This is a genomic window from uncultured Clostridium sp. (assembly GCF_947036855.1).
In the GTDB taxonomy this organism is placed as follows: domain Bacteria; phylum Bacillota; class Clostridia; order Clostridiales; family Clostridiaceae; genus Sarcina.
On sequence record NZ_CAMQRY010000047.1, the window covers coordinates 1 to 17,621 of the forward strand.

General features: G+C 28.7%; 14 protein-coding genes. 12 read left to right on the forward strand and 2 right to left on the reverse strand.

The window, feature by feature from the left end; all coding sequences use genetic code 11:
- From Q0V15_RS06615 to Q0V15_RS06640, 6 genes are all read left to right on the forward strand, one after another.
- Positions 1 to 896: hypothetical protein (locus Q0V15_RS06615; protein WP_297437233.1), on the forward strand; the 896-nt coding region annotated here is incomplete at its 5' end.
- Positions 897 to 1,055: 159 nt separating this feature from the next.
- A complete protein-coding gene (locus tag Q0V15_RS06620) occupies positions 1,056 to 1,448 on the forward strand; it encodes a hypothetical protein (RefSeq protein ID WP_297437235.1) in 393 nt (130 codons plus the stop codon).
- 275 nt (positions 1,449 to 1,723) lie between these two features.
- Positions 1,724 to 2,494, forward strand: a complete 771-nt coding sequence (locus Q0V15_RS06625; RefSeq protein ID WP_297437237.1) for a hypothetical protein — start codon at positions 1,724 to 1,726, stop codon at positions 2,492 to 2,494.
- A gap of 278 nt (positions 2,495 to 2,772) precedes the next feature.
- A complete protein-coding gene (locus Q0V15_RS06630) occupies positions 2,773 to 4,272 on the forward strand; it encodes an ABC transporter permease subunit (protein WP_297437239.1) in 1,500 nt (499 codons plus the stop codon).
- A gap of 12 nt (positions 4,273 to 4,284) precedes the next feature.
- On the forward strand, positions 4,285 to 5,019 hold the full coding sequence (locus tag Q0V15_RS06635; RefSeq protein ID WP_297437241.1) for an amino acid ABC transporter ATP-binding protein: 735 nt from the start codon (positions 4,285 to 4,287) through the stop codon (positions 5,017 to 5,019).
- Positions 5,020 to 5,304: 285 nt separating this feature from the next.
- Positions 5,305 to 6,195, forward strand: a complete 891-nt coding sequence (locus Q0V15_RS06640; protein ID WP_297437243.1) for a chemotaxis protein — start codon at positions 5,305 to 5,307, stop codon at positions 6,193 to 6,195.
- Between the two features lie 59 nt (positions 6,196 to 6,254).
- Here Q0V15_RS06640 and Q0V15_RS06645 read toward each other — a convergent pair whose 3' ends face one another.
- The gene (locus tag Q0V15_RS06645; RefSeq protein ID WP_297437245.1) at positions 6,255 to 7,592 is read right to left on the reverse strand and encodes a peptidoglycan bridge formation glycyltransferase FemA/FemB family protein; all 1,338 of its coding nucleotides are present in this window, start codon (positions 7,590 to 7,592) and stop codon (positions 6,255 to 6,257) included.
- Between the two features lie 132 nt (positions 7,593 to 7,724).
- The gene (mnmA, locus tag Q0V15_RS06650; protein WP_297437247.1) at positions 7,725 to 8,828 is read right to left on the reverse strand and encodes a tRNA 2-thiouridine(34) synthase MnmA; all 1,104 of its coding nucleotides are present in this window, start codon (positions 8,826 to 8,828) and stop codon (positions 7,725 to 7,727) included.
- 346 nt (positions 8,829 to 9,174) lie between these two features.
- Here mnmA and Q0V15_RS06655 point away from each other — a divergent pair, with 346 nt between their 5' ends.
- The 6 genes from Q0V15_RS06655 to Q0V15_RS06680 all read left to right on the forward strand — a co-directional run.
- On the forward strand, positions 9,175 to 10,791 hold the full coding sequence (locus Q0V15_RS06655; protein WP_297437249.1) for a MutS-related protein: 1,617 nt from the start codon (positions 9,175 to 9,177) through the stop codon (positions 10,789 to 10,791).
- A 66-nt stretch (positions 10,792 to 10,857) separates the two neighbouring features.
- Positions 10,858 to 12,459 (forward strand): MutS-related protein, encoded by a 1,602-nt coding sequence (locus Q0V15_RS06660; RefSeq protein ID WP_297437251.1) that lies wholly within the window; start codon positions 10,858 to 10,860, stop codon positions 12,457 to 12,459.
- 207 nt (positions 12,460 to 12,666) lie between these two features.
- Complete coding sequence (locus tag Q0V15_RS06665; RefSeq protein ID WP_297437253.1) at positions 12,667 to 14,271, forward strand: MutS-related protein; 1,605 nt, start codon at positions 12,667 to 12,669, stop codon at positions 14,269 to 14,271.
- A gap of 38 nt (positions 14,272 to 14,309) precedes the next feature.
- Positions 14,310 to 15,911, forward strand: a complete 1,602-nt coding sequence (locus Q0V15_RS06670) for a MutS-related protein (protein WP_297437255.1) — start codon at positions 14,310 to 14,312, stop codon at positions 15,909 to 15,911.
- A gap of 151 nt (positions 15,912 to 16,062) precedes the next feature.
- On the forward strand, positions 16,063 to 16,581 hold the full coding sequence (locus Q0V15_RS06675) for a PaaI family thioesterase (RefSeq protein ID WP_297437257.1): 519 nt from the start codon (positions 16,063 to 16,065) through the stop codon (positions 16,579 to 16,581).
- Between the two features lie 21 nt (positions 16,582 to 16,602).
- Positions 16,603 to 17,621: M42 family metallopeptidase (locus Q0V15_RS06680; protein WP_297437259.1), on the forward strand; the 1,019-nt coding region annotated here is incomplete at its 3' end.

Consider the following 17,621-nt stretch of genomic DNA (forward strand, 5'->3'; position numbering starts at 1 on the left):
AAGTACCAGATAAAGTTGCGGATGGAAAGCATGATGTAGTGGTAACAGTAAATGTACCAGTAACACCAGTAATTAAAACTGGAATAGTAAAAGTGGATATTATTGGAAAAGATGGAGAAGTAATTTCAACAACAACAAAAACTGAGAAGATAGGAAATAAAATAGATATTCCAGCAATACCAAGTGGAAGCAAAGTAGACAAGGTAGATGTAAATGGAAAAACTGTAGATCCAAGTGAAGTACCAACTGTGGTAACAAGCGGAACAACAGTAATCACATATCATACAAGTCCAATTGTTAAACCAGAAGTAAAAGAGGTAACTGTTACTATAAATGTTGTTGGAAAAGATGGGAAAGTAATCACAACAATAACAAAAACTGAAAAAGTAGGAACTAAGATAGATATACCAACAATATCAAATGGTAGTAAGTTGACTAAGATTGATGTGAATGGAAAAATTGTAGATCCAAGTGAAGTACCAACTGTGGTACCAAGTGGAACAACAGTAATCACTTATCATACTTATAAAACAGAAAATCATTTACCAAACCCTAATAAAGATATTAATGATGGAAGTAATATCAATAATCAGGAAGGTAATAATAATGAACCTAATATTACATCAAGTAATAATGAGGTAAATACAAATGATAATATAATTCCAAATATTCAAGGTAATAATACTAATAGTGATTTAGTTAATACTGCTACTATGAATAGCAAAGAGCAAAAGACTATTACTCAGTTACCTGATACAGGAATAGCATCAGTTACTGAAGGAGCTGAAGGCTTACTAGGATTATTATCATTATCATTAGCATCAGGACTAAGTATTTTTGGATTTAAGAAATTTAAAAATAAAAAAGATGATGACAATGATAATGAAGATAAATAAAATTAGGAAAAGATAGTTTGAAAAAGATGGTTTGAGGTTTTACTCAAGCCATCTTTTTTTGTTATGGAATATAGTCTTAGGATAGGTAAATTTTAAGTTTAATATATATTTATTTTTGTGGACATACTATCATTAAGAAGCTTTAAGGAGGCGGTAATCATGATTTTTGAGAAAAAAGAGTATGTATTAGTTATGCCGAGTAAGAAGGTTATTCTAGTAGAGGACATTGAGTTTGCAAAAGCTTATGTTAATAGATATTATGAAAATAGAATAGAAGTTTGTAAGAAGAATAAAGATTATGAAAAACATGATTTGAGTGATGATGAAACTCGTGAAGAAGTTTTTAGAACTATCGGTAATGAAGAAGGTGAGCCAATGCTTTATGAAAGTGATAGTGTAATTGAAGCAGTAAGAGAAAGTGATTTCTTTGCTGATGAACAGGAAGAAATTATTACTAAGATATTGCTTGGAGATACTGATATTGATACTGATAAATATTCATTAGAAAATATTTTAGCGAGTTTAGAGCCAATAGAATTATTTTCAAATTAGATAGATTTTATAGAGCCTATATTATGTAACTTTTAATATAAAGTTTCACAATATAGGTTCTTTTTGTACAAGTCTATTTAGTATAGTAAAATTAAAATCTTTGATAGATATGAAGTTTATCTGTAGTTTCTTAAAAGTATAGTGAATTATGTTATAATATATAGTAGAAAGTTTTGGGATTTAGGATGAAATTTTATTAATTTGTAATATATGATTTATCTAAAAATAGTAAAATGGTACATAACTTTAAAATAAAAATTAGGATGTGAATAAAAGTGAATAATGAACCAATGAAAAGAAAAGGTATAATTTTAGATTCTCTTTCATTACTTGGAAAAAATATTTGGGGAACTCTTGTGATTGTTATACTTTTTTATATATTTTTAACACTTGCAACAATAGCTATAATATATTCAGGAATGGGAATATCTAAAAGTGTTACAAGTACACTTCCAGCTATGTCAATTGTTGTAGTTGTGGGAACAGCAATACTTGCAGGGCTTGTACAATGTTTTGCAGATGCGTCTGTTGTAAAGTATATTGATGAGAGAAAAAAAGGTAATAAAATTAGATTTATAAAAGCTATAGGACTAGCTTTTAAAAGATGGTATAGAATAATTGGAGCGGCAATAATCATAGGTATAATAAGTGGTATAGCAGGGTTTTTAGTAACTTTAATAAATACTTTTATTATTATATATGTTGGTTCAGAAGCAACAATGTTTAGTGTGTTTTTAGGTGTTGTTATTGGTCTTGTATCAATAATTTTAACAGCATTTATTATACCAGGAATAATGATTGATGATAAAAAATTATTTGAAGCATTTAAATTTAATTTAGGTTTATTATTTAAGACAGATGGAAAAGTTATTTTAAAACTTTTAGGTCTTTTAATAGTAGCTTTCATAGTAATTACATTATCTTCTTTATTAAGAGTAATACCAGAAGTTCAAATGGTTATGATTTATATTATAGCTATAATAGCTCAGATAGCACTTATCTTCATAGAAGTAGGTAAAGTTATTATATATAATGATTTTAAATAGGTAGTTTATAAAAGTTATTCAAAGTAGATTTAATTTCTATTTTGAGTAACTTTTTTTATTTTTATAAGGTAAATTAAATTTATTATTAAAATAAAAGCTAAAATTTCATATGATTTTCACAATTGTAAATTACAATATAGTTACAGAAGAAAAGAAATATAAATAAATATAAGAAAATTGTTAAAAATAAATTTAGATACTAAATTTATTTATTTTTTACACTTTTTAATTCTGATAAACTTTATCGGAATTGTCATAATAACAGAGGAGGTCTACATATGAAAAAGAAATTAGCTATTATAGTAGGATTAATAATTGTTGTTTTTCTTGGTATTTTTACATATCAAAATTATTTTAAGTCAGCTGAAAGTAATAAGAAAACAATAACAGTAGCTATGTCAGGTACATATTATCCGTTTACGTTTAAGCAAGGGGATCACATTGAGGGATTTGAGGTTGATGTTTGGAAGAACATAGCTAAAAGAATGGGGTATGATGTAAAATTTAAGACTGCATCTTTTAGTGGACTTTTTGGGCTTCTTGATTCAGAAAAGGTTAATACTATAGCAAATCAAATTACAATTACAAAAGATAGAGAGAGTAAATATTATTTCACTGAACCAGTTGTTTATACAGGTGCACAGCTTGTTGTTAGAAATGATGAAAATGGTATAACTAGTTTATCAGATTTAAAAGGTAAAACAGTTGGAGTAGACCTTGGAAGTAATTATGAAAAACTTATAAAGAACAATGATAAAAGTGGTCTGATTGGAATTAAAACTTATCAAGATACAAATGTAGCATTTAATCAGCTTATGCTTGGTAGAATTGATGCAGTTGTGATTGATAGAGTTTCAGCAGCTATGATGATTAATAAGGGGAATTTACCTCTTAAGATAGTTGGTAAACCGATTGAAACTATAGAAAATGCATATCCGTTTACTAAAACTAATGCAAATAAGGAGCTTATAACAAAAATAAATGGAACTATAAATCAAATGAGAGCAGATGGAACTTTAAAAACTATTTCAGAGAAATGGCTTAAAACAAATGTTACAGCTGTTGGAGATTCAGATAATGTAGCAAATATAACTTCAACTAGTGATGGAGAGAATAGTATTTTTAGTATTTCATATGCTATGAAGATATTCCCTAAAGTACTAGTAGGACTTAAGACTACTTTAATTATAGCTATAACATCTATGATTATTGGTCTTATTATAGGGCTTATACTTGCAATGATTAGAGTTTATAAAATACCTGTAATTAAACAAATAGCAGAAGTTTATATATCGTTCTTTAGAGGAACACCACTGCTTGTCCAATTATTTATATTATATTTTGGACTTCCACAGATTTTCCCAGAGCTTCGGGATATGTCAGCATATCTAGCAGCTATTATAGGTATAGGGCTTAACTCATCAGCATATATTGCAGAGGTTTTAAGGTCTTCTATTGGAGCTATTGATAAAGGGCAGATGGAAGCTTGTTATTCACTTGGAATGACTAAAGCACAAGGGCTCCAAAGAATAGTTCTTCCACAAGCATTTAGAATTGCTATACCACCACTTGGAAATGTATTTATAGATAATATTAAGAGTTCATCACTTGCATTTACTCTTGGAGTTGTAGAGATTTTAGCACAGGCACAAATGATTGCAGCAGACAGCTTTAAATTCTTTGAGCCATATGTTATAGCAGCTTTAATTTACTGGGTGGTAATATTATTCTTTACATTCCTTCAAGGAAGACTTGAGAAAAAACTATCAGTATATTAAGGAGGCGAACTTATGATAAAAGTAGAAAGTTTAAAAAAGAGTTTTAAAGATAATGAAGTATTAAAAGATATAAATTTAGAAGTTCAAAAGGGAGAAGTTGTTGTTATACTTGGGCCATCAGGCTCAGGTAAATCAACACTACTTAGATGTCTTAACTATCTTGAAAAGCCAAATGGTGGAAAGATAACTATTGGTGATGTTAAAATTGATACATCTAGGGCAAAGGGAAAAGATATAACAAATTTAAGAAAGCAGTCAGCAATGGTTTTTCAAAGTTATAATCTTTTTGCAAATAGAACTGTTTTAGAAAATATAACAGAAGCACTTCTAATTGTTAAAAAAATGAAAAAACAAGAAGCACAGGAAATTGGTATAAATATGCTTGAAAAGGTTGGGCTAGCAGATAAGAAAGATGCATATCCAAAGACTTTATCAGGTGGACAAAAGCAGAGAGTTAGTATAGCAAGAGCTATGGCTATAAATCCACAGGTTATATTATTTGATGAGCCAACATCAGCACTTGATCCAGAACTTGTTACAGAGGTTTTAAGTGTAATAAAAGGTCTTGCAAAAGAACATAGAACTATGATTATAGTTACTCATGAAATGACCTTTGCAAAAGAAGTTGGGGATAGAATAATATTTATGGAAGATGGCTTTGTTGTAGAAGAAGGAACATCTAAAGAGATATTTACAAATCCAAAGAAAGATAGAACAAAAGAGTTTTTAAAAAAATTTATAATATAGAAATGGGAGTTAGTATTTTAAAATACTAGCTCTTTTTTGATAATAAAATAAGTGAATGATTGATATAAATGATATCTGTAAGGAATATAGTTGTAGTAAGCATAATAATATTTTATCAATAAAAGAAATAAATCTTAAGGAACATTAAATTTAGCCGAATAATAAAGTATAAAGAGAAGTTCAAAAAAATATGGAATTGTAGAAGAGATGTAGGTCTTTAAGCTCAATAAAATTTGAGTTTAATATAAAAGCAAAGGGGGAAGCTAGATAGTCTAGTGAAAAAATATGAGTGATATTTTATTAGAAACAGGAACTGGTGAAGTTGAGATATTAAAATTTAGAGTTGGAAATAAATTTTATGCTATAAATATAATTAAGGTAAAAGAAGTAATAGATTGCAGTAATTTAACTTCGATACCAGATTCACATCCAGCTATTGCAGGGATAATACTTTGTAGAAATGAGATAATTCCACTTGTGGATCTTATTTATATTTTAGATAAGACTAAGGATAAATATGAAGAGTTTAAAACTATAATTTGTGAGTTTAATGAGATGAAGGTATCATTTAATATTGATGAAGTTATTGGAGTTAAGAGGATAAAGTGGAGTGATATATTAAAGCCAACACCTCTTATAGAGAGTAATCTTGTTATTGGTAATATAATTGATGGTGATGATGTTATCCTTCTTTTAGATTTTGAGAAGATAGTTACTGATATTAGTCCAAGTTCAGGGATTAGCAGTGATAGAGTTGTTAATGTAGAATATAAAGAGCGAGGGTTTATAAAACTTGGTATAGTTGATGATTCTCCATTAATTAGAAATCTTTTAGCAGATGCATTAGAAAAGGCAGGATTTAAAAATATTAAAAAGTTTGAAGATGGACAAGAAGCATATGATTATTTAGAAGTACTTGCTAAAAATAAAGGTGAATTATTTGTTGAAGATATACAACTTTTAATTACTGATATAGAAATGCCAAGAATGGATGGTCATACATTAACTAAAAAACTTAAAACTCATGAAGCGTTAAAAAGACTTCCAGTTGTTATTTTCTCATCTCTTATAACAAGAGATTTAAAGCATAAGGGAATTACTGTTGGTGCAGATGCACAGTTTAGTAAACCAGAAGTAGAGAATTTAATAACATGGATTGATAGTTTATATGTATAATTAAATGAAGATGAAATAGTAGAAGGGATTACACCTAAGATGAGTGTAATCCCTTTTTATTATTGTTTTTTATTCATCATTTTATTTCTGATTTTTTTAAATTCTGGGAATGCTTTTTTATATAAATTATACATGAATGTGTTTGTAACAATATCAAATTCACCTATAAACTCTACAAAGTTTCCATTGAATCCTTTTTTAAATTTATATAATCCGTAAAGTGGGTTTTCAGGATTTAAATCTCCAGAAACTCCTCTAAAGTCATATACAGGACAACCTAAATCAACAGTATCTTCAATCATAGCCCATTGCATTGCAAAGTTTGGCATTGTATCACGAAGCTTATTATCTGAAGCACCATATAAGTACCAACCAATATCTCCATGATATAAGTAAAGTGAACCAGAAAGGTATAAATCTTGACCTTTATATGGTTTAATTCCTTCGATTTTAGATTTGAATCCTTCGATTTGTCTTTCACTTTCAGCAACTTTTCTTTCATTGTCAGTGATTTTCTTTTGGATTCTTGATTTTTTATCTTCATCAGTTTCTAAAGCAAATTTAGCTTTTTGATCTTCAATTTTTGCAAGAGATTTGATTATATCACTTTCTTGCTTTGAAAGTTTTTCAGTAAGTCTTTTAAAATCATTTTCATAGCTATATTTAACCATATAAAGTCTTGCATGAGGGTATAGGCAGTCAATCATATTCTTAAAGTAATCTTTTCCTCTAACTATAAAGTTATCTCTTTTACCTGTTGTAACCATTATTTCATGGAACTTAGACATAACTTCATCAGTAAGTGATTCTTTATCAAAAATTTCAACTGTAAGACCTCTTTCCTCAGCAACTTTTATATTATATCTAGTTTTGCTTGAGAAACTTTTAAATACTTGTTTCTTTATAACAGCTTTATCACCTTCTGTTGGAAGTGGAAGTCTGAATACAAAGTTTGGTTGAATACCTTCAAAGTTTTTACTTTCTGTATTTTTATAACCAAGTGATTTAAGGTGTTCTTTTATGTTGTTTCCTTCTTCAATTAACTCTTCATTTTCACGAAGGTGTATATCTGGGTCAACTGTTACAAAAGCTACCTTATTTTCTTTAGAGAATTTTTTTAAAAAGTCAGTGAATTCACTAACTAATGATTTATTTGTGTAATCACAAGTAAATCCTCTTGGAATATAGCCCATATATGTGTTAAGCTTTGGGAATTTTCTAAGGTGTATAGTAGTTGCTAAAACTACCTCTCCATTAGAGTCATATCCAGCTATAAATTTTGGTATCCAATATTCTTTAAGATCTGCCCAGTAAGATGTTTGAAATATATGACCTTTTTTGCTTGATGCATTAAATTCATTAACAACTTCTGGTGAAACTTCTTTAAAATTATACAACGATCTGTTCCTCCTCAAATGTAAAAAGGGTTATCCTTTTTGAAACATTAATTTTCTTTTGATACTTTTACATTTCTTCTGAAAGTATAAGTATATTTTAATATGAAATGTAGTTATATACAAGCTTTTAGGCTATGCTCTGATAGTTTCTTCTATTGATCCACCACCAAGACATTTTTCACCATCATAGAATACAACAAATTGTCCTTCTGTAACGGCTTTTGCTGGTGCATCAAAAATTACTTTGAATTTTCCATCTCCAAGTGGAGTAACTGTTACATTAATATCTTTTTGTCTGTATCTAAATTTAGCAGTACATTTAAATTTCTCTGTAGGAATAGTTCCAGAAACCCAATTTACACCTTCTGTTACGAGTCCTGTAAAATGAATTCTAGCATTTTTCTCACCTTGAACAACATATAAAATATTGTTTTCAATATCTTTCTCAGCTACAAACCAAGGTTCTTCTGATGTACTAAAGCCACCACCAATACCAAGTCCTTTTCTTTGTCCTATAGTATAGTACATAAGACCATTATGCTGACCTATAACTTTTCCATCAAATGTTTTCATTTCACCTTTTTGAGCAGGTAAGTATTGGCTTAAGAATTTATTAAAATCTCTTTCTCCAATAAAACAAACTCCTGTACTGTCTTTCTTTGCAGCAGTAGTTAAGTTAGCTTCTATAGCGAGTTCTCTAACTTTACTTTTTTCAAGATGCCCAATAGGGAATAGTGATTTTGATAGTTGATATTGGTTAAGCATACATAGGAAATAAGTTTGGTCTTTATTAGAATCCTTACCTCTAAGAAGTTCAAACTTGCCTTCTTCATTTTGATTAACATTAGCATAATGCCCCATAGCTATATAGTCAGCATCAAGTGTTAATGCATAATCAAGAAACGCTTTAAATTTAATTTCTTTATTACATAGAACATCAGGGTTTGGTGTTCTACCTTTTTTATATTCAGCTAGGAAATATTCAAAAACATTATCCCAGTATTTTTTTACAAAGTTAACTGTGTGGTAAGGGATATCAAGTTGGCTACAAACACTAGCAACATCTTCAAAATCTTCTGTTGCAGTACAGATGCCCTCTTCATTTTTTTCATCCCAGTTTTTCATAAAAAGACCTATAACCTCGTATCCTTGTTCTTTTAAAAGTAATGCTGATACTGAAGAATCAACTCCACCCGACATACCAAGTATAACTCTTTTCTTACGTGTATTTTCCAATTAAATCATCCTTTCATTTTTAAAATTAAGTTTGGATATCAGAAATATTAAAACTATAAAAAATTAATATTTTCTGAATGCTTTTTAATTAATAAAGTAAAGATTTATGTTTTAAAAAGTTTTTAAACTTATATGTAGTAGAAAATAAAATCCTTCATAGAATTTTAGTCTACATAGTATTATATCACCTTAATAAAATTTTTAGCATTTTTTTTGAATTTTAGACAAGAATTAAAAATATTATTACAAAATTAAGAATTAGTTAAGTTTATCTTAACTAATAATATGTAAAAATGTGGTAAAAACTATGGTATAATTAATAAAAATAAACTAGGTGGAGGAAAGAATGCTTAAAAATAGAGAGGCTAGAATGTATGTTACAAATTTTTGGCCAGAAGGCTGCGATAAATTATCAAGGGATATGGATGGAATCAAAAAATATTATGATGAATATACATCTGGTGAGTATGGAGAAATAGATGAGCAAAGTTTTTCGGATTTAAATTTAGATAGTATATTTGAGAAAATGGATGGAACATATTCAAGTGCGGGAGAATCAAAACTTTATGACATGCTTAGAAATCCTGTGCGTGATAGAGAAATTTTAGAAAAACGAAATACTTTTATGGAGCATTTTGGGGAATATACTGATGATAGAATTGATGTTCAGGAAATTTTATATCAGCTTAGTAGGGATAAGAAGTTTAATTTTTTAGAACTTTTAAATAGTGATTATAAGGGAAATGAGTTTAAAAAGTACGCTTATTTTATTTTAGGAAAAATTCTTCCTATTATATTCTTATTAGCAGGGATATTTTATAGGCATGAGATATTAATAGTATTTATAGCAGTAGTTTTTATAAATTCACTTATTTCTGCAAAAGAGAGAGGTGCTAGTTTAAATACACCATATGAAGGGATTTATTATGGAGCAGCACTTATTAAAGCAGGAAGTAGAATTTTAAAGCTTGATATAGATGTGTTAAAACCATATCAAGAAAAAATTGATAAAGCTATAAATGATATTGGAAGTGATAGTAGTAAGCTTAAAATAGTATCAGTTTCTATTGTTGGAGGCATTTTAAATTTACCAATTATAGAAGATATTCATGCATTGATAGGCTCAATAATATTAAGTGTAGAAAATGCTTATTACAATCTTATTGATAATCTGAATAATCATAAAGATAGTTTGAAAGAATTATATGATGTTATGGGAGAGATTGATGCTTTAATTTCTGTACAAGGATATAAAGAAAAGTCAGAGTATGAAACTACAAAACCAGAGTTTATTGATAATTATGGTTTTAAAATAGTAGATGGAGCACATCCACTTATTAAAGATGTAGTTAAGAATTCAATATATATTGAAAATAAGGGAATAGTTTTGACAGGTACAAATATGTCTGGTAAATCAACATTTCTTAGAATGCTTGGTATTAACATAGTTTTTGCACAGAGCTTTAACTTTGTTCATGCAAGTGAGTATAAAGCAGAGTTTTTAAATTATGTTAGTTCAATAAGTCCACAAGATGATGTAGAAGCAGGGAAAAGTTATTATATAGCAGAAGCTGAGGCAGTTCTTAGGATTATAAATGCACTTGATGGGGAGTATAAAGTTTTTTGTGGTATTGATGAAATATTTAGAGGGACAAACCCTGTTGAGAGGATTGCAGCATCAGAAGAAATTCTAAGATATATTCAAGAGAGAAATTCACTATCAATAGTAGCAACTCATGATAAAGAGCTTACAGATTTACTAACTAAAACACACAATTTTTATCATTTTAGCGAAAAGGTTAGTGATAGTACAGGATTATCATTTGATTATGAAATTAAAAAGGGTGTTTTAAAAACAAGAAATGCTATAAAACTTTTAAAATATATAGGGTATCCAAATGAAATAATAGATGATTCATATGCTGCTATTGAAATGATTGAAGCATGTGAAAAGAGAGCATAGGTTAAATTGATATAGTAAAGTGTGAGAAAAATAGTACAAGGGTAGAAGAAAATAAGTGGAGGATATATGCTAGGAAGTAGTCATGGAAAGAAATATGTTACAGAGTTTTGGCCAAGGTGTCGTAGAAAAAGAAATTATGATATGGAAGGAATAAAGAAGTATTATAATGAATTTACACCTGATGAATATGGGGATATAGATGAGCAAAGCTTTTTAGATTTAAATTTACAGAGTATGTATATAAAAATGGATGGAACATATTCAAGTGCAGGAGAAACAAAGCTTTATGAGATGCTTAAAAAACCTGTGCGTGATAAGAATATTTTAGAAAAAAGAAGTAAGCTTATGCAGTACTTTGGAGAGAATGAGGAAGATAGGATAACTGTTCAGTCAGCTTTATATAATTTAGGTAAAGATAAAGAATATGATTTAGTAGAGCTTTTGACTAATGAATATAAAGGTAATACTTTTAAGAAGTATATTTATTTTATTTTAGGTAGTGTATTACCTATTGGAATTTTTTTAATATCATTAGTATATCCAGTAGGATTTTATGTTTTATTTGGATTAAGTTTATTAAATTCATTTGTTAGAGGGTTTGAACATTCATCTAAGCAGAAAAAACCAAAGAAAGGTATTTCTTATGCTGCAAAGATTCTTAAATGTGCAAAGGAAATATCAAAGCTTGATATAAAAGAATTAGATGAATATAAGAATAGAATTAATGAGATATTTAAGATTTTAGGTACGGATAGTAGGAAACTTAATAAGGCAACAGGTGTAATATCAGGAGTTGATGAGTTATCTTCTTTAAATGGACTTATAGAACTTGTTGAAATAATTTTTTTAAGTGCCGAAAAAAAATATTATGGTCTGATTGATAATTTGAATAGTCATAAAAATGAGATTAGAGAATTATATGATATTTTAGGTGAGATTGATGCTCTTATTGCTGTGCAGGGGTATAAAGAATATTCAGAATATGAAACTGTAAAACCAAAGTTTGAAGAAAACTGTGGTTTTAAAATTATAGAAGGAGCACATCCACTTGTTAAAGATGTAGTTAAAAACTCTATAACCATTAATAATAAAGGAATTGTTTTAACAGGTTCAAATATGGCTGGTAAATCAACATTTTTAAGGATGATTGGGATTAACATAGTTCTTGCACAGAGTTTTAACTTTGTGTTTGCTAAAGAGTACAAGTCAGAATTCTTAAATTATGTTAGTTCAATAAGTCCGGAGGATGATGTAGAAGCAGGGAAAAGTTATTATATAGCAGAAGCTGAGGCAGTTCTTAGAATTATAAAAGCCCTTGATGGAGAATATAAAGTATTTTGTGGGATTGATGAAATATTTAGAGGAACTAATCCAATTGAAAGAATTGTAGCATCAGAGAAAATTTTATTATACATTCAAAAAAGAAAATCACTATCAATAGTAGCAACGCATGATAAAGAGCTTACAGATTTACTTAGTAAAACACATGATTTTTATCACTTTAGTGAAGATGTTAGTGAGAGTGATGGTTTAAGTTTTGATTACAAACTTAAAGAGGGTGTTTTAAAAACAAGAAATGCTATAAAACTTTTAAAGTATATTGGTTATCCAGACCAAATAGTAAATGGAGCATATAGCTTTATTGAAAATGGAAAAGCTTCAATTTAAAATTATACAGGTGATATATTATTATGGATGATAATATATCACCTTAATAAATTTTCAAGCATTTTTTTTCTTCTTTATAGAATAATAGAATGAATTATTACAAAACTTAATAATTAGTGAGATTTATCGTAATGTATATATAGTAGGTGATTTAGGTCTGTATGATATAATTAGTGGAAATAAATTAGATGGAGGAAAACATAAAGCATGTTTAATAAAAATGGTAGATCGTATGTTAGAAGTTTTTGGCCAGAGGGCTGTAGTAAATTATCAAGAGATATGAATGGAATTAAAAAGTATTATAATAATTTTACAAAAGGCGAATATGGAGAAGTTGATGACCAAAGTTTTTCAGATTTAAATTTAGATAGTATATTTGTAAAAATGGATGGAACATATTCAAGTGCAGGTGAATCAAAATTATATGATATGCTTAGAAATCCTGTGCGTGATAGAAAAGTTTTAAAAGATAGAGGTGCTTTTATGGAGCATTTTGGACAGCATGGTGGAGATAGAGTTGATGTTCAAGAAGTTTTATATGAGCTTAGTATGGATAAGAAGTTTAATTTTATGGATCTTTTAGGTAATGATTATAAAGGCAGTAATTTAAAAAGGTATACGTATTTACTTTTAGGAAAAATTCTTCCTATTATAATCATTATTGCAGGACTACTTTATAAATATGAAATCTTTTTTCTTTTAATTTTATTGCTTCTTATAAATTCACTTATTGCAGTAAAAGAAAGAAGACTTGATTCAAAAAATCCTTATCAAGGGATTTATTATGGTGCGGCACTAATTAAAGCTGGTGGACAGATGTCAAAGCTTAAGATAGATGTTTTAAAGCCATATCAAGTTAGAATAGATAAAGCTATAAAAGATATTGGTAGAGATGGTAAAAAGCTTAGAACAGTTTCAGTATCAGTAGTTGGAGGGCTTTTAAGTTTTCCACTTATAGAACCATTTTCAGATGTAATTGGAGCTATAATTTTAAATGTAGAAAATGCTTATTACACTGTAATTGATAATATTAATGCTCATAAAGGAAGCTTAAAAGAGTTATATGATGTTATGGGAGAAATTGATGCTTTAATCTCTGTACAAGGGTATAAAGAAAAAACAGAATATGAAATTACAAAACCAGAGTTTATTGATAATTATGGATTTGAAATAGTAAATGGAGCACATCCACTTGTTAAAAATGTAGTTAAAAACTCATTAGATATTGAGAACAAGGGAATTGTATTAACTGGAACAAATATGTCTGGTAAATCAACATTTCTTAGAATGCTTGGGATTAACATAGTTCTTGCACAAAGCTTTAACTTTGTTCATGCTAAGAAATATAGATCAGAATTTTTAAACTATGTTAGTTCAATAAGCCCAGAAGATGATATAAGTAAAGGTAAGAGTTATTATATTGCAGAGGCAGAAGCAGTTCTTAGAATTATAAAAGCACTTGATGGAGAACATAAAGTTTTCTGTGGGATAGATGAAATATTTAGAGGAACAAATCCTGTTGAGAGAATTGCAGCTTCTGAAGAAATTCTAAAATACATTCAAAAAAGAAATTCACTATCAATAGTAGCAACTCATGATAAAGAACTTACAGATTTACTTGATAAAACACATGACTTCTATCATTTTAGTGAGAGAGTTAATGATAAAACTGGATTATCATTTGATTATAAACTTAAAAAAGGTGTTCTTAAAACAAGAAATGCTATAAAACTTCTAAAATATATAGGATATCCTGATGAGATAATCAAAGGTGCGTATGCTGTTATTGAAGAGAATGAAAAGAAAAAATAGTTTTTATAAAAGAGAAAACAAACTAGATGGAGGGTTATATGCTAAGTAATATGAATGCTAAAAGATATGTTACAAAAGTTTGGCCATTAGGTCGTAGAAAAAGAAAGTATGATATGGAGGGTATAAAGAAGTATTATAAAGAGTTTAACTCAGATGAATACGGAGATATAGATGAGCAAAGTTTTGCAGATTTAAATCTACAGAGTATGTACATAAGAATGGATGGAACATATTCTACTGCTGGAGAAACAAAACTTTATGAATTACTTAAAAAACCAGTAAGAGATAAAAAGGTCTTAGAAGATAGAAGTAAATTTATGGAGCATTTTGGAGAAAATGATGAAGAGAGAATAGCAGTTCAATCAGCTCTATATTCTTTAGGAAGAGATAAGCATTATGATTTCGCTGATATTTTAACAAGTAATCATAAGGGAAATAATATTAAGAAGACTTTATATTTCTTTTTAGGTAGTGTACTGCCAATTTTACTTTTAATTACAGGAATATTATATCCAGCACAACTTTATATTTTATTTGGACTACTCGTAGTAAACTCAATTATTACATCAATAGAAAAATCATCTAAACCAGAAAAGCCAAGAAGTGGAATTGCTTATATTGCAAAGCTTGTTAAGTGTGGGAAGAAGATTTCAAAGCTTGATATAAAAGCATTAGAAGAATATAAAAAGAGAATAGATGATGTATTTGAAAAAATGGGTAAAGACAAGAATAAATTTAATAAATCTACTGGTGTAATGGGAGGTGTAGATAATTTATCATCACTAAATGGGATTAAAGAACTTTGGGCAATGATAACACTAAGTGCTGATAAAGCCTATTACGGAATGGTTGAGAATTTAAATAATAATAAAGATGAAATTAAAGAGCTATATGATGTTATAGGAGAAATAGATGCTCTTATATCTGTGCAAGGATATAAGGAAAGCGTAGAATATGAAATTACAAAACCTAAGTTTGAAGATGGTGTTGGCTTTAAAATAGTAGAGGGTGCACATCCACTTATTGATGGTGTAGTTAAAAACTCTATAAGTATTGAGAATAAAGGGATTGTATTAACAGGTTCAAATATGGCTGGTAAATCAACATTTTTAAGAATGATAGGAGTTAATATTGTTTTTGCACAGAGTTTTAATTTTGTGTTTGCTAAAGAGTATAAATCAGAATTTTTAAATTATGTTAGTTCAATAAGTCCAGAAGATGATGTAGAAGCAGGGAAGAGTTATTATATAGCAGAGGCTGAAGCAGTTCTTAGAATTATAAAAGCACTTAAAGGGAAATATAAAGTTTTCTGTGGTATTGATGAAATATTTAGAGGGACAAATCCTGTTGAAAGAATTGCAGCATCAGAGAAAATTTTAGAATATATCCAAAAAAGAAAATCACTATCTATAGTGGCAACACATGATAAAGAGCTTACAGATATGCTTGGGCAGACACATGATTTCTATCATTTTAGCGAAGCAGTAAGTGAAAGTGAAGGTTTAAGTTTTGATTATAAACTTAAAGATGGAGTTTTAAAAACAAGAAATGCTATAAAACTTCTAAAGTATATAGGATATCCTGATGAGATTGTAGATGGAGCTTATAGATTTATTGAGAATGAAGAGGCTTCGGTTTAAAATCATATATAAGATGAAAAAGAATAGAAATTGGTATTTTATTAGCCTGTTAAAAAGGGTATACTAAAAATAGAATAATTAATATAGAATATCTCTTTAAGCATAATTAAAGAGATATTTCTATATATAATTTTAAGGAGAGAATTGTATTATGGAGAGAAAAGTTGTTAAAAAACAATATTCGAGTAAGAATTGTTTAATCTGTGGAGTTGATAATAAACTTGGATTACATACAGAGTTTTATGAACTTGATAATGGAGATGTAGTTGGAGTTTTTAAAACTTTAGAAGAACATCAGAGTTACCCAGGGCGAGTTCATGGAGGGATTGCAGGAGCATTACTTGATGAAACAGTTGGAAGAGTTATAAACTTAATAGAAAAAGATACTTGGGGAGTAACAATAGAATTGCAAGTTAAGTATAGAAAACCAATTCCACTTTGCACAGAGCTTAGAGTTGTTGGAAGAATTACAAAAAATACGCATAGAATGTTTGAAGGTGAAGGTGAAATTCTTTTAGAAGATGGAACAGTTGCTGCAACAGGAAAAGCAAGATATATGAAAATACCAGTTGAGAAAATTGCATCAGGTGAATTTTCAGAGGACGATTGGTTTATAGAAGAAAAAGAATCAGACCCAACAAGTTTTGATTTACCAGAAGTGAAAAAATAAAAGATAGGGGAGAGATTATTTATGATAACAATTAATAAAGATTTTCTTTTAAATACAACAAAAGAATTATTAGAATTTGATAGTCCGACAGGTTACTGTTTTGAAATTATGGACAGAGTTGAAGAAATAGTTAAATCTTTTGGATATAAATTTGAGAGAAATAGAAAAGGTAATGGGATTATAACTATTGAAGGTAAAAGTGATGAAGAAGTTATAGGACTTGCAGCCCATGTTGATACACTTGGAGCTATGGTTAGGTCTATAACAAGTGGTGGAACTTTAAAGTTTACACTTCTTGGAGGTCCTATTGTACCTACACTTGATAGTGAATATTGTAGAATAATTACAAGAGGAAAAGATAAAAAAACTTATAATGGAACATTTTTAAGTACAAGCCCAGCAGCTCATGTTTTTAAGGATGCAACAGATAAGAAAAGAGATCCAGAAAATATGGAAGTTAGAATTGATGAAGTTGTAAAATCAAAAGAAGATGTAGAGAAACTTGGAATATCAGTTGGAGATTTTATTTGTATAGACCCTAAAACTGTAATAACAGAAAGTGGTTTTGTTAAGTCAAGATTTATAGATGACAAAGCAAGTGTTGGAATACTTTTAACTCTTTTAGAAAATATGAAAAGAGAAAATATTGTGCCAAACTTTAAAACAAAAATAATTATATCTACTTATGAAGAAGTTGGACATGGAAGTGCATCAATTCCATCAGATATTACAGAACTTATATCAGTAGATATGGGATGTATAGGTGATGATTTAAGTTGCACAGAATATGATGTTTCAATCTGTGCTAAAGATTCAGGTGGACCTTATGATTATAATATAACAAATAAATTTATAGAACTTGCAAAAGAAAATAACCTAAAATATTGCATTGATATTTATCCTTTCTATGGTTCAGATACAGTAGCAGCGCTTAGAAGTGGGAATGATATTCGTGGAGGTCTTATAGGGCCAGGAGTTCACGCTTCTCATGGAATGGAAAGAACTCATTATGAGGGAATGGAAAATACACTTAAACTTCT